This is a genomic window from Paenibacillus sp. Y951 (genome assembly GCF_056786395.1).
Genome location: NZ_JBXCIY010000014.1, coordinates 96,847 through 110,655, shown reverse-complemented (window position 1 = coordinate 110,655; position 13,809 = coordinate 96,847). Strand labels below are relative to the sequence as shown.

The following is a 13,809-nucleotide window of genomic DNA, read 5'->3' as shown; positions in this document are numbered from 1 at the left end:
TCAACCGCAAAGGTAGGTGTGGATAATGAAGAAAATGCTAATAGCAGTACGAGCATCATTAGAATGGATTTACTGGCTACTTTCTTCATATCGGTTATTCTCCTTTATTCCCACGTATTAGATTTTCTTCGATCACTAGCTGTTACAAAAGCATCAATCGTTGGTTGTCCAAATTCTTCTTGTACCTCAAGTAAGAATCTATATTTTCCTACATGCTTACTCTCGTAAATTACATTGGTTTCATTTCCACTTTGGAATAACACTTTCGGTTCGTTGTAGATGCCATCGTTATTCGCATCAAAAATGACAAACCAATTACGCTTTGCAATCTGATCACCATCAGTAGAATAGGAACGATCGGTAAGTTCAAACGTTGCTAGATTGCCCTTCACTGGATCTCGATAGATTTTCTCCTGGAATGTAAAGTTAGTATAAGGCACTTCATCAGGCAATATATTGTATACTCTTGTGATTTCATCGGTATAGCCTAATGTGTTCTCCATGTATAATGTCACTTTGTACTCACCTGGCGTTTTGAATAGAACATCGATGCTCTTACTACCTTTAAGCGCACTACTCGTTTTAATTTGTGTTTGTGGTATGTTTCCATATTGCGATTCAACCTTCCAAGTTGTCTTGCTATCTACAATCGGATATCGAGTTGAGGTTGTGCCATTTGCGGTAAAGGTTACTTTTCTATTCTCTTTTAATGTGCCTGTTTGATTAATATTTGCTATGACAATCGGCTCTGTGACAATAAGTGAATGTTTCGTACAATCTTGCAAACTATCATCATCGATTACGCATAAATCTATCGTTTTCGGTCCTAATTTGTCATACCATATCCACCCATCGCCTTCATTTTTCGTAATTGGATCTTTAGCACCACTCATCGTCCAATCATAGGTTTCAATCGTGCCGTCTTCATCGTAGGATTCATAACCATTGACATAAACATCGTCACCTAGCAGCACTTCGGAATCTGATTCAATGATCGCTGTCGGTTTCTTTTTCAATGGCGGTGGTGGTGGCGGTGGTGTCTGTTCTTTATAAACTAAAGAGGTAGCTCTCACTTGCCCCGAATCCATAAATTTTCCGTTGACTGGATCTACAAAGTATGAACTTGCTTTATAGTAAGCAAATATTCGACCAACATAGATTTCTGTAAATTCGGTTTTATTAGTCATTTTACTTTTTGGAATTGTAAAATCTATTGAACCACTAACCTTTAATTTTCCGTTCGCTTTTATCTCTATTCCAGGGGGATTGATCGAACTATCTTCCGTTCGAATGTAGAGCATGTAATAATCTATCGCTCCAGGACTACTTAAATTCTTTACTTCACCATCAAGAGTTAATTTTACTTTTACATCTTTATCACTAAACTTAGTGCTTGTTGGATCAGCCGTTAATGTTGCTACGATATAGGCATGGTTTGGCTTTGTGTAATCGAATGTGATTGTTCCACTATAATCATAAGATATGCTAGGTATTGTTGTAGCTGTTACATAGTAGGACATTGGACTAGCGTACATATAGCAAGCTGCATGCCCTGTTAGAAAAGCAGGGTTTTTGGTATCAATAACTCCCAAATCAGATAGGGTTCTTGATTCTGCGTTGTATTGCACTCCAATTTTCGGATTTTTTTTATCGTATCCATTATTTGGAAAAATAGGCGATCCTAATGTTGAGAATACTGCGCTTTTTGGCAGTTCAATAGTACTTGTATTAACTTGATTTGAAGGGAAACTCACCAAAACTTCATTTCCCTTTTTATCTAAAACAGGTTTACCGTTTTCATCTAATTTAACTTCAAACCAAGATATTCCTGTGGTGGGTAATTTAATATCTACAAAGGTTGCTATCAATTGTTTTTTTAGAGATTCATAAGGAACATCGCTTGGCATACCTTTCATATTAGAGAACCTAAATTGAGTCTGTGAAAAGTCCGATGTTTTCACCGATGCAATTTGCCAATCTATACCGTCACTATAACGGCACATGGCATTACCTGGATTTGAAGGGAACTTCAATTTAGAATTAGTAGCATATCCTTGTACCGTTTTAGAACTCACTACCTTTTCTTCGCCTTTAAGTGTTACCGTTATTGTTCTTGTTTCTGTAACTACGTTAGGTTCTCCGACAATCTCGCCTAATCCCGAAAATTTAAATGATCCTTTTACTATATTTTCTGCTTCCTTCGGAAAATATAATGTAATTGTTCGTGTCGCATTAGGTGAATCAAATATTTCTTCTTTAATTACTTTCAAATTTATCTCATATTGATTTGTATTCGTTTCGGCTTTAACACCACTAGAAACTAGTGGTGTTAATAATGCTAAAGCTAGTAATATAGCTACAATCTTTTTCATCTACTTATCTCCTTTTTCAGCTAACAATGATTCCTTTATCGAACTACCATTTAGAACACTGATAGCAACAAAGTCTAAATCTTTATTTACTAAATCTACAAATGGAATATTACTCGTAATTTTTTCACCTGCTTCAAGCGAGAAATTAGAAAGAATTTCAGTATTATTATTAATTGCATGTTTAACTAACCATGACGTTGAATATTCCATAGCATTTCCATCTCCATTAACAACAGCGACTTTTCTTTGCATATCGTGATAATCTCTAGCAATGCGTTTCTTAGAAACATTTTCAAGCGTTACATTCACCCATACAAGGTAATAAGCATCTTCAAATTTATAAATATCATACTTGCTATCTAGAGCCTTTGCTTCTGCTGCACTTGTTGGATAAACATACACTTCATTAACCGTCATTTTTAATCCATTCGCTGTTAGTTCAAGTGGCAACTTCTCTAATGGCGTTAATCCATAATCCTCAAAGTTGTGTTTCGCAACTTCGCCTGTATAGAACAACACTGTACCAGTAGCAGCTTCATAACCGATCTTCACGCCTAGACCTTGTGCAATGAATCTAGCCGGAATGAATACACGACCTTTTTTCATTTCAGAAACAGTATCCATAACCACTTTCTTACCATTAACGGTAATTTCTTTTTTACCAACAACAACAGATACCGTATTATTACCACGTACTAGAGTCGCTGTATTTGTAGCTGACGACCATTTGATATTTTTGTTTTCAACGCCCAATGCACTAGCGATCAAGCGTAGAGAACCCATTGTACGGTTGTCTTTGTTAACATATGGAGCAGGCTCACCAGTTGGCGTAACGAACAACTTTCCATTCACTTTGAACATAGGTACATCTTTTGAAGCTGCACCTACTGAACCAACTAATGAAAACATAAGTACCACACTTATTATTGCTAGAATATACTTTTTCACTTAAACATCTCTCCTTAATGGTATTTGATTACATTTCCTATTGTTAATATGTACTACTAACTAGCCTATATCTAATTATCTCATTACTAGACCAATTGTGCATTTTTAATAACACCTTATTTATAGGTCTAATCTCTATAGAACATAAGTGCATTTATATAGTGACTCCATTTTCAAAAAATATAAATCAAGAAAATAATATTGAATATTTGGAGTAGTCCTTTCCTTGTATTAATACTGTAACTATATTTTTATTGCTTTTCATTTCCACATTATTCAACCCTCCTTTTCTGCTTTGAAATAAAAAAGGCAGAACCGAATAAACAGGAGTTCTCCCCTACTTATACGGTTCTGCCGTATAACAATTTTTCATGTTCATTTACCTCTATTATAGGAAGGATTGAATTTTTTATCAAAAAGGGATATATTCATGTGAACTTCCCACAATAAAATCTTTATCTTGTGAAATTCCGAACTTTCTAGGGTGTCTCATGGAGATAATTGAAACGATGCTTGGCCCTTTTATCGTATCGATATAATCATAGGTGGTATTTATGTACGTACAAGGGAAACCTACACTACCAGCAGAACAACCCGTTTCTAGCTTTTCAAATACTAAGACTTGCAATTGATCCGAACTACGGAACAAGTTATTTGCAGTTGGGTAATGATTCGCATCAAACTTTAAGTTTTTTTGTAATGTCGAGTCTAAGACACTTCTAGCATTGCTAGTAAATAATATTGCTCCTTTACTAGCTAGAATGTTTTTATCTACTTGTAAAGCAGCGTCATGAGTAGCACGATCCAAACTATCTTTAAGCCTCATATGTGCTACTTTAGTTGAATGATTATCCATCTGCCATATCCATAGTATGGAACAAACAGCACCTACAAATAAAAGAATAATAGACCATTTCATTATAAATCCCTCATCTTAAAAAATGTACTCAGACATTTCAATGGCAGTAAAAACATAATTTCCTAAATTAGAATCTGAACCAAACCAATTCATAAAAATAAAGATGTTACCGATAGGGTATTCAACTCTTACTACGATATCTGAACCACGTTCTACTGGGCTTGTTGTGCCCGATATTATCAATTTTGATGTATCGTAATGTAAATCTGCTAACTCTCTCTTAATTCCGTTCTGAAGCGCTGGAGACAAATAACCTTCTACAGCTGATAACTTGGTATACTTATCCGTTATATGTTCTATATTCATCCCTCTCATATTCACAACTTCCGTCATAAATGGCTGAAACATGAAGAAGATTATAAAGGGAAACGCCAATAACATTGTAATAGTTTCTTTCATGTTATAAGGAGAGGAAACCTGAATTCCCCCTCTTCACCTCCGTATTATTGAAACATTTGCTGATAATGATTGGTTGTACGATCCTTAACTTTTTGACCGTCACTCATAATGGAAGGAAAAGCAATTACTGTGATACATGCAACGGCTAGTCCAACAAGAATAATTTTTGTAATCACTGATTTCATGCTTTAATCACCTTATCCTTATTGCGGTAATATTTTTTCCGAGAATTTATTGCTTACCTTCACATTGGCATCGTTAGAAGTATCCAACATTCCACTAAAAATAAATACTGAAAAGATTACCACAACTATTGTGATTGTTAAAATTTTTGTAATAACCGATTTCATAGAGATGACCTCAACATATCGAAATTTATAACGTTTAACTAGATGGAATAGCTGCTTTTTGGATTTGAGCATCTTTATTGGTATCAAGTTGCTTTGCATCACCCCAAAGGGCACCGACTACCAATAATGCAAATAGACCAACACCTGCTGCGATCATTAGAATTTTCATAATTACGGGTTTCATTTTCTTACCTCCTTCAATAATATGATTTTGTTTCTGAATACAGGATTAACTAGCTGGAATGGCTGCTTTTTGGATTTGAACATCTTTATTGGAATCAAGTGTCTTTGCATCCCCCCAAAGAGCACCGACCACCAGTAATGCGAATAGACCAACACCTGCTGCGATCATAAGAATTTTCATAATTACGGGCTTCATTTATTTAACCTCCTTCAAATTAATTGCAAAATTTATTCTTACAAAAATATTAGCTAGATGGAATGGATGCTTTTGTGATTTGAGAATCTTTATTGGTTTCAAGTGTCTTTGCATCACTCCATAGAGCACCAACCACCAATAATGCGAATAGACCTACACCTGCTGCGATCATAAGAATTTTCATAATTACGGGTTTCATTTACTTAACCTCCTTCATTAATAATTATTGCAATGGAGTATTTCATGGCGGTGGAGCTAATCTTGATTCAATGGTTGATGAAGAAGAGTCTCTGATTTGTTTTGTATCTCCCCAAATTCCATTATCGCTTTGTACAAACAAAACAATTGCTCCTACTGCAAACCCAACCATCAAAACTTTCATCATGACAGCCTTCAAGTGATCATTCCTTTCAAAAAAGTATATATTATTGCATGTTGTAAGTTGAAGACATCAGGTCTTGATATTCTAAAAAATAGATCATCAACGCACTTACAAACACAACAAGTACTCCTAAAAATACTAAGGTGTAAGCAACTAAGCCTCTATCTTTCATACGACTCTTATAGGCTTGCTGCCGTTTACCCCTAAGTTCTTCATATTGTTTGATTAAAACCTCTTTAATTTCATCAGGTGTAGCTTGATCGCATTGATATAAGATTTCTGATAGATTATTAGCTTCATTTGTACCTACGATGTCAGCAAACTTCCTAAAGGCTTTTTCCTTGTTGATTGGATCTCGTGGATATTCAAGTAAAAATGCATCAATAGCAGGCTGTGTATAATTCATAAACTTTCGTACATACAAGAACATATGGTAAACGTTTTGCCTAGACGTATGTTTATCTGAATATTCGTTTGATGTGATCTGCTGCAAAATAAATATTTCGTTGTTTTTCTTACGATCAAAGTTTTTCTTATAGAGTTTAAGCCCCATATTAAGAAAACTTTTATTAAATCCAACGATAATCACGTAAATAAGTAGAATAATTAATACGCTATTCCTTGGGTAATTCTGTCCTCCAGTAATTAAAAACTTTAAGTGTATGAAACACATTAAATAGATGAGCGTAGAATCTCGGATAATGCGATAGCGAGTAGGTGTGATTCCTGCCTTGATCAAACCCGCATCTTCAAACTCATCATGCATATCATTATTTTTATACATTTCAAATGCTATGCCTTTTTGGTTATCAAAAAATGATCGCATTTGCTTCCAAGTTGTACCACTTTCCTTTTTCACTGAAAACATAAATAACTTTATAAAGTAAAACACTAAAATGGCAGGTATAAGTATAACTAAAAGCTCAATATACTGTGATACACTCATTTTCAAACCTCATTTCTAGGCTTTTGAATAATATAAGCAACAAAAGCACATAGAGTTGTAAATAATAATGTGAATAAAACAACTTTTATCCCCATTGGTGTATTGAAATAGTAATGCCACGACTTACCTGCTGAAGGATACTGATTAAGGTAAATTGTTGCTGGGAAGAGAAATAACGGTAAATAACCCAATTGTACGTTTTCCCTATTTTCAGACTTAATAACTTCAGTAATTTGTTCAACTTCACTCATATCAGAAGCTAACCACTTCAATCCTAATTCAATATCATCGCCTTGTTCTTCAGATTTGTGTATTAAGATACCAAGTTGAATAGCCCATGTCGTTTTTGTTCTAAAAATGAATAATTCTACAGATTCGTCTAAATCGGAACCGGATGCTCCTTGTAATGCAGGAATTAAACCATTAAACGCATATAAAATGTCGCCTTTAAGTGTCTTTGTCGTATCCAGTATTGCATAGTATAAGTTCCCACGATGCTCAGAATACTTCATAATTAATGTATTTACAGCAGGAATTACGTCATAACTGTTCTTTACCCTGATTTTGTGCAATTTTACCCGCATGAGACAATAAGGCAAGGATGCAGCCATCATAGATATTACCCACCAACTCGCATCAAATAGCTTGTCCATAGTGAAATTATTCGGATGAAGATATCCTGTTAATAATCCATAAGCTAGGAATGTAGCCATAAATGATCCAATCGTAGAAGTTAAAAACTTTATGATAACTTGATCCGTAGCGATACTATTATTTGATGTGGATTTTGATAATAACACCAAATGTTTTGTCCATTTTTGATTTAAGATTGGTTTTTTTTCTGTTGGCGTGAACGGTAGTCCTCTAAATTTAGATATCTTCATTACATTGAGGGTAGGGAACGTAAGTTTACTTATTAAAAACATAATGATAAGCGGTATACCACAAATCAAAAGAGTTTTTATCGCAGGATCAAGATAAGGTCTTATATTCTCTATCCAACTACTCAACATTTAGGCTCTACCCCCTTATCGGATTGCGCTTTGAAAGCTCATTTAATGTATCTTGCATTTTTATTGCTTCTGCAGGAGCGTATTTCATAAGAATGTTCATTACCCGCAGAGGGATATAATTCCCATATGTCCACTCATTACTTACAAGGTCATAACTAATTAAAACATGCGTATCAAATTCTCTTGTTTTCGGATTCCAATCGAATACAGTTAGATTTACTAGTCTTTTACTCTTGTCACTTAGTTGTTCCATTCCAATAGCAAAATGTATATTTTTAGCTACACGAGCAAATTGAGCATCATACGACTTAGTTGGGTGTTCATCTAAAATGATATCAGCTATTTGTGATGGTATTCCCTCTAAGTCGGGTGTATGATACGAAGTAATTGCTCCAGGCAAACCACGTTCACAGGCTTTCATGAAAATCTCAGCTTCTTTAGATCGCAATTCCCCAACGACAATATATTCGTAATCTGATCGTAATACTAAATCGAATATTTCATTTTTGTTATCTTCGTTCATTATCAGCTCAATAACTGCATTTTTTGGATAATTCCGTGAGATTCGTAACTCATCGAAATCTTTTTGTACTACAACCATTACATCTGTTGAATCACGTTCAGCAATTAAAGCCCCCGTTAACGCCGTTTTCCCTGATTTAACTGGACCACTTACGATTAAGGTACCCCTTCCCTTAGAAATAGCTCTTAATATACTAATCACTTCTTCTTCATACGTACCATAGGATTGAATCAATTCCAGTGTAGGTTTTTTCATTGTATAGTTTCGAAAAATAATTGTTGGTCTTACTGCCCAAGGTGATATCGTAATCGTTACCCTTGTACCATCTTGCATATCTATTTGTAATGATGGATTATGTGCATTAAATTTGGTGTTTTTGTTTCGTATACTTAATTGTTTCGCAACACGCATCACATCTTTTTCAGACATATATCGAATACTCTGTAAACCATCTGGCTCTCCTGGTATCTCGAAGAAAATATTCGTGCCAAAAATTCGAGCAGCTTCTGAATCATGAAATCTTGGATGCTTCCACCATGTCGAAATTGGTCCTAATCCATACGTTTCCTGATAGGCCGCTTCAAGAATGTCTGTGTAATATGTTGGGTATGGAGCACCCAATAAGTCGTTTTTCCTTAAATAATCTTCTATTTCACGCTTAATCCATTCAATCGATCCACTTTCACCAATAATGGCTTGATGTGACTTCTCTAGCCATATCTCCTGTTCATGCGGTTTACCTTTTTCAAATTTTTCAGTGAAATAATCTGTAATATCTTTTTTGAGTCGTTCAAAGTAACTAAAGCTCGTATTATATTGTTCGTCTTGATGTTGAGTATATTTTTCATATTGAGTGCTCTGTAGATGTGTCTTAATATTGAATCTATTATCACGCCATTGCCACGTTTCTATCTTGCGAATCCCCATAGCTTATTCTCCTTCGCACCTGTTCTCTGTTGTCCGATATCCAATCGAGATACCAAGGCATTAGCAAACTCTTCAAATATGCCATTAGATTGTTTTCTGACACTTTTTTGACTACTTTCTACTAGCAACTTAGATTCTAGCTCACAATAGGTACCGTCATTACCATAATCAGAGATCGTTACCATTAGAGGCACTTCCATAATAGAGGATATATACTTTTGATCATGTCCAACATCTAATCTGTACTTATTAAGTACGAGCATAAACTCATCTTTTGTAAACTGTAGCAAACGCAATACATCGGTATTCATTTGTATCCATGAATTTATTGAAGTTTGTTGTTGATTGGCTACAATTAACTTGATGCTAGCACTTGATAGTCCTTCGAGTGTAAGATTAGTACTCGGATTAGAGCCCAAATCTAACAATACTAAATCGTGAGAATTTGATGCTACCTCTACTATTTCCCTTATCTCTTCGGAATTGAAATACCCCTGTTTAGAGTAATCTTTGTTACCTGCTAAATAGGAAAATGATAGTTCTTCATCTTGGTGCATGAACTTTATTAATTTTTCAGGCGTCAGTTTCTCGCGACTATCAACAATTTGATCATACATTTCGTCTAACGTATTTCCTGTATATTTTTTTATAAAAACTGTGCCAGGGTTAAATTGATTGAAACCGAGCACACAAACCTTCATGTTTTTTCGTGATAGTTTATAAGCTAGATTAAGAGCGACCGTAGTGACCCCGACTTGTGCATGAGTTCCCATGATCGCACACACATTTTTATAAGTGTGTTCGTCTGATTCGATGCCCATTATTTTCTCTACAATGGTATTCACTCCATTACGAGGCATAATTGGTATCAAGTTATGCTGTTTTGCTAAAGCAATTTTCACTTCGACTACGGATGCTTTAGCTGCATTAGAGATCAGGTAGTATTTATTATCTGAAGTAATAGACTTAATTACCGCTTCTAATTCTAGTGAAGTAACCATCTTGTCTGAAATGATTAAACAATCCACCTTGTTATGCAAGGCTGCTTCTTCAACAGTAACCATAATGAATTCACTTTCGTTGTCTATCTTTTGATACTCTTTTTTTAATTCATTATCATTACCAATAAATAAAACGGTTTTCATGGTTTGTCCTCCTTATTCGTAGCCAACAACAAATTTATAGTTTAATTCATTTAATCCTTTGATGATTACCCACTGTTCAGGACTCACAGCAATTTCTAATCGTGTACCTAAATTTGAGGAAGTAGTTCTTGGCACTTCACTAGTAAGCACACTCTCATTACTGTCTGTAATCTCATTTGCTGTATTATCCTTGAAATAAGCCACTGTCAGCTCTTTTAGCATGTCTTTTGCTTCTGCAATCAATTTATTAGCTTCAGCAATTTGTTGTGCCTCTTGCTTGACTCGAGCTTCTTCACTTACTGCCATATCATTTCGATTATTATTATTCGTGGGCATCTGGACCGGTAAGATATTGACCTGATCTAAACGACGTAAAGATTTAGGGAAGGATATCACCCATTCTGTAGGCAATTCAATGATCATTTCTCCTTCTTGCTTAACAACCGAGTTAATTTTAGTTGAAACCATTTGCTCGTTCGCAGTCAGCGCTACTTGACTTTCTTTACCTACGACTTCATTAAGGTCACTTATGGCACCAGCCACAATACTTTCTAACCGTACTGGCTTAATCGCAATATCTTCTTCTTTAATGACTGTATGAATCGGTATATCCCTTGTCATCACTACTACTTCTTTGGAATCTATGACTTCCGCAACATTATTGTTGTAATAATACACAACACCGATATGAACTAAGAAGAATACTAAGTACAACACTACAACCAATACTAACCTTACAACTAGTGGAAGCTTTATAAACCAATTTTTCACTCTTATTCCTCCATTATTTCTGTAATTGTTTCATAATAATTTCTAAGTCCAAAATCGAGTAGGGATCGCATAACAGGGCATCTACGCCAGCTCCTATGCTTTGATAAACTTCTATTTCAACTCTATTCTTAGTTATTAATATCTTTTTTGAAACAGATGGCAATCCTTTGGTATTACGAATAAAACTTTCTTGATTGAATTTGTTTTCAATTGAATACAGCAATATATCTACTTGTTCCATTTCAATATTTTCAAAGGTTGAAGATGTTTTTATCATTAATTCCCTACCAACATTCAAGTTTTGTAGAGAATCTATCGATATATCTCCTACTGCTAAGATATTCAGTGGTAATAACTGCTCTGCAGTAGCATTCTTATCCGATATGTTAGACAAAACTACTTGATTACGACCTTGCTCTTTAGCAAAGTACACACCATCATCAGCTATTTTGATCCATTCTTCTACAGGCATTCCTTCATGCCATTCAGCTACACCAGAAGAAAAGGTAATATGATACTCTTGCCCCATATGAACGGCCATCGGCTCATTTCTGCATATATCTAAAATAGTTTGAATTTTATCTGCAGCCTGTTCTCCATTTGCATTAGGTAAAAGTACAACAAACTCTTCCCCACCAAATCTAGCTACAATATCTGCAGTTCGGGTATTATCCCTCAACTTTTTACTCAGTCCTTGTAAAACAAGATCCCCAATATGATGACCATAAGTATCGTTTACCGCCTTAAATTTATCCGCATCAATAAAGGCTAAAGAGATAGGATACTGATTTCTATGAGCTCTTGATAATTCAAGCTGAATTTGATGGTCAAAATATCTTCGGTTATATATTTTCGTTAAGGGATCGCGATAAGCAACTTTCTCAAATGAATCTATTCGATTGACCCATGATTTGATCTTAGTTAGCAACTCTTTTTTTGTAACAGGCGTAACTATGACATCATCAAACCCTAATTCGAAATATTCTGATCGATAATGAACATCTTGACTAGAGGTAAGTATGAGTAGCGGAATAAATTGTAAGCTCTCCGTATTCTTAATAAATTGAATAAAAGTAGCTTGTACTTCCGAATACCCTTCATCTAATACAATAATTGTTTTGTAGTCATTGTTAATGAGTTGATTTTGAGCCTCATCAAACTTATTGACTATGTTAATTTCATAACCACTGGTAGATAGTAATTTAACAATGTTATTTGACGTGGCTAAATTTCCTATGAGTAGAATAGATGAAGTCATATTAACTGCCCTCCTTCTTTCTAAATATCTTGCTTAAAAATCCATTATTTTTTTTCAGATGATTAATTGGAAAATCTTTAGGTACAATATTTTTCACTATTCTATATAAAGAATAAGCAACCTCTCTTCTAACTTCTTCATTATCAGCTAATATTTCGTTACTCCAAATAGCTTCGATCACTTTATCATAAGGTACATTCGGTACAATGCTTATTGCCGGCATAGGTAATGAGTTCAGCCAGTTCGCCCTATTATTTAAGTTAATATCCTTATTCGCTATGATATTAACTGATTTCCCTAAACGATCTAATTCAAATAAAACATTTGAATTATTTTTAGTAGATTCATTGTGAAATTTTACAGGCAGCTCAGTATCTACAACAAAATAGATATCATCAGCTCCTAAACATATTTCATAAACTGATGGATCGGACCAACAATCAGAAACGTCAATGATCACAATGGGTTCTTTAATTTGGTACAATAGTTTAATCGTATCATCTGCTTCCCAATCATCACTATTCTCCAACCCTTTAGGATGAATGGGATACCACGTACTATTTTCACTAGTCCATTCAGACTTGCGTGTTGTATTCGCACCTAATTTCTTGATCTGTTCGGAAATAAACTGGTATTCATTAGGTATATTATTCTCACCATTAAGCATCGCATATAATGAAGGTTCGATAACTGGATGCTCTACCACAGCATTTGCCAAACCAATTTGATTCAATATCCTCGAAAGCATAATGGTGATAAAAGTTGACCCTGCTCCAGCGTAAGTACTACCTATCACTATCTTTTTAGGAACTACTCTAATTTCCTTAATTTTTTCAATATAAACGGTATCAGTAACTATTTTCTCTTTAACAACTTCTACTATTCTTTCGCGTTCTACAATCTTTTCTTTTTCAATAATGACCGGCTTAGTTGTTGTATTGGAATGTTCAATATTAACCGTTAAAGATCGAGCGCCTGGTGTATTCGCTTTGGAATTTCTCCATTGAATTTCTTGATTTACATTGCGAAGATGCTTGGCGTAAGCATAATTAGAGGGCTTATGTATTAAACCGACCAATTCATTAATATTTAAATTATTTTTACCATTGCGATTGAATATGTTATAGATCCCCATAGCAACTAACTCACCTAAAACTGGATGTCCGTCTGATTCATCACTTAATACAACAAACTCTATCTCTGGATAATTCTCTCGAACGGTTATTACAATGTCAGCAAATAATTCTAGTCGCTTACCTTCAAGTATATTCTTAGAGATAGTGGAATTAATAACTATGCCATCTATGACATTACCTTTTGACTTCTGTTCTTCGATGCTTGTAATAACGTGGTCAATTACAACAATAATATCTAAAACTTTACAGTTATCATTTTCTATTTGTTTTTTAAGGGCTTCAGCGAAATCAATTTCTTGCATAGCAATGAGTATATTAGTTACTTGTTGTTCTGAATTCAC

Annotated in this window: 16 protein-coding genes; all 16 read right to left on the bottom strand. The window is 34.7% G+C overall.

Annotated features, from left to right (window positions below; all coding sequences use genetic code 11):
* Positions 1-104: 104 nt before the first annotated feature.
* A complete protein-coding gene (locus AC1TPB_RS18575) occupies positions 105-2,372 on the bottom strand; it encodes a hypothetical protein (protein ID WP_482077895.1) in 2,268 nt (755 codons plus the stop codon).
* Complete coding sequence (locus AC1TPB_RS18570; RefSeq protein WP_482077894.1) at positions 2,373-3,320, bottom strand: copper amine oxidase N-terminal domain-containing protein; 948 nt, start codon at positions 3,318-3,320, stop codon at positions 2,373-2,375.
* Positions 3,321-3,732: 412 nt separating this feature from the next.
* Entirely contained in the window at positions 3,733-4,239 is a 507-nt protein-coding gene (locus AC1TPB_RS18565) for a hypothetical protein (protein WP_482077893.1), read from the bottom strand.
* Between the two features lie 15 nt (positions 4,240-4,254).
* The gene (locus AC1TPB_RS18560; RefSeq protein ID WP_482077892.1) at positions 4,255-4,638 is read right to left on the bottom strand and encodes a hypothetical protein; all 384 of its coding nucleotides are present in this window, start codon (positions 4,636-4,638) and stop codon (positions 4,255-4,257) included.
* Between the two features lie 44 nt (positions 4,639-4,682).
* Complete coding sequence (locus AC1TPB_RS18555) at positions 4,683-4,823, bottom strand: hypothetical protein (protein ID WP_482077891.1); 141 nt, start codon at positions 4,821-4,823, stop codon at positions 4,683-4,685.
* Positions 4,824-5,022: 199 nt separating this feature from the next.
* Entirely contained in the window at positions 5,023-5,172 is a 150-nt protein-coding gene (locus tag AC1TPB_RS18550) for a hypothetical protein (protein ID WP_482077890.1), read from the bottom strand.
* 45 nt (positions 5,173-5,217) lie between these two features.
* A complete protein-coding gene (locus tag AC1TPB_RS18545; protein WP_482077889.1) occupies positions 5,218-5,367 on the bottom strand; it encodes a hypothetical protein in 150 nt (49 codons plus the stop codon).
* Between the two features lie 49 nt (positions 5,368-5,416).
* A complete protein-coding gene (locus AC1TPB_RS18540) occupies positions 5,417-5,566 on the bottom strand; it encodes a hypothetical protein (RefSeq protein ID WP_482077888.1) in 150 nt (49 codons plus the stop codon).
* A 42-nt stretch (positions 5,567-5,608) separates the two neighbouring features.
* A complete protein-coding gene (locus AC1TPB_RS18535; RefSeq protein ID WP_482077887.1) occupies positions 5,609-5,752 on the bottom strand; it encodes a hypothetical protein in 144 nt (47 codons plus the stop codon).
* A gap of 40 nt (positions 5,753-5,792) precedes the next feature.
* A complete protein-coding gene (locus AC1TPB_RS18530) occupies positions 5,793-6,695 on the bottom strand; it encodes a hypothetical protein (RefSeq protein WP_482077886.1) in 903 nt (300 codons plus the stop codon).
* Positions 6,696-6,697: 2 nt separating this feature from the next.
* The gene (locus AC1TPB_RS18525; protein ID WP_482077885.1) at positions 6,698-7,708 is read right to left on the bottom strand and encodes a hypothetical protein; all 1,011 of its coding nucleotides are present in this window, start codon (positions 7,706-7,708) and stop codon (positions 6,698-6,700) included.
* Positions 7,709-7,715: 7 nt separating this feature from the next.
* Positions 7,716-9,158, bottom strand: coding sequence for an ATPase, T2SS/T4P/T4SS family (locus tag AC1TPB_RS18520; RefSeq protein ID WP_482077884.1), 1,443 nt, complete (start codon positions 9,156-9,158; stop codon positions 7,716-7,718).
* Entirely contained in the window at positions 9,140-10,303 is a 1,164-nt protein-coding gene (locus AC1TPB_RS18515; protein ID WP_482077883.1) for a CpaE/TadZ family protein, read from the bottom strand. The genes AC1TPB_RS18520 and AC1TPB_RS18515 overlap by 19 nt, the downstream gene beginning before the upstream one ends.
* A gap of 12 nt (positions 10,304-10,315) precedes the next feature.
* Positions 10,316-11,074: an SAF domain-containing protein gene (locus AC1TPB_RS18510; RefSeq protein ID WP_482077882.1), complete on the bottom strand. Its 759-nt coding sequence runs from the start codon at positions 11,072-11,074 to the stop codon at positions 10,316-10,318.
* 13 nt (positions 11,075-11,087) lie between these two features.
* On the bottom strand, positions 11,088-12,332 hold the full coding sequence (locus AC1TPB_RS18505; protein ID WP_482077881.1) for a GGDEF domain-containing protein: 1,245 nt from the start codon (positions 12,330-12,332) through the stop codon (positions 11,088-11,090).
* Position 12,333: 1 nt separating this feature from the next.
* Positions 12,334-13,809 (bottom strand): hypothetical protein, encoded by a 1,476-nt coding sequence (locus AC1TPB_RS18500; protein ID WP_482077880.1) that lies wholly within the window; start codon positions 13,807-13,809, stop codon positions 12,334-12,336.

What these genes read in the sequence shown, in the direction of transcription:
- AC1TPB_RS18550 (WP_482077890.1), bottom strand. Translation starts at nt 5,172, where the DNA reads ATGAAACCCGTAATTATGAAAATTCTAATGATCGCAGCAGGTGTTGGT.
- AC1TPB_RS18535 (WP_482077887.1), bottom strand. Translation starts at nt 5,752, where the DNA reads ATGATGAAAGTTTTGATGGTTGGGTTTGCAGTAGGAGCAATTGTTTTG.
- AC1TPB_RS18545 (WP_482077889.1), bottom strand. Translation starts at nt 5,367, where the DNA reads ATGAAGCCCGTAATTATGAAAATTCTTATGATCGCAGCAGGTGTTGGT.
- AC1TPB_RS18555 (WP_482077891.1), bottom strand. Translation starts at nt 4,823, where the DNA reads ATGAAATCAGTGATTACAAAAATTATTCTTGTTGGACTAGCCGTTGCA.
- AC1TPB_RS18505 (WP_482077881.1), bottom strand. Translation starts at nt 12,332, where the DNA reads ATGACTTCATCTATTCTACTCATAGGAAATTTAGCCACGTCAAATAAC.
- AC1TPB_RS18525 (WP_482077885.1), bottom strand. Translation starts at nt 7,708, where the DNA reads ATGTTGAGTAGTTGGATAGAGAATATAAGACCTTATCTTGATCCTGCG.
- AC1TPB_RS18515 (WP_482077883.1), bottom strand. Translation starts at nt 10,303, where the DNA reads ATGAAAACCGTTTTATTTATTGGTAATGATAATGAATTAAAAAAAGAG.
- AC1TPB_RS18565 (WP_482077893.1), bottom strand. Translation starts at nt 4,239, where the DNA reads ATGAAATGGTCTATTATTCTTTTATTTGTAGGTGCTGTTTGTTCCATA.
- AC1TPB_RS18520 (WP_482077884.1), bottom strand. Translation starts at nt 9,158, where the DNA reads ATGGGGATTCGCAAGATAGAAACGTGGCAATGGCGTGATAATAGATTC.
- AC1TPB_RS18530 (WP_482077886.1), bottom strand. Translation starts at nt 6,695, where the DNA reads ATGAGTGTATCACAGTATATTGAGCTTTTAGTTATACTTATACCTGCC.
- AC1TPB_RS18540 (WP_482077888.1), bottom strand. Translation starts at nt 5,566, where the DNA reads ATGAAACCCGTAATTATGAAAATTCTTATGATCGCAGCAGGTGTAGGT.
- AC1TPB_RS18560 (WP_482077892.1), bottom strand. Translation starts at nt 4,638, where the DNA reads ATGAAAGAAACTATTACAATGTTATTGGCGTTTCCCTTTATAATCTTC.
- AC1TPB_RS18575 (WP_482077895.1), bottom strand. Translation starts at nt 2,372, where the DNA reads ATGAAAAAGATTGTAGCTATATTACTAGCTTTAGCATTATTAACACCA.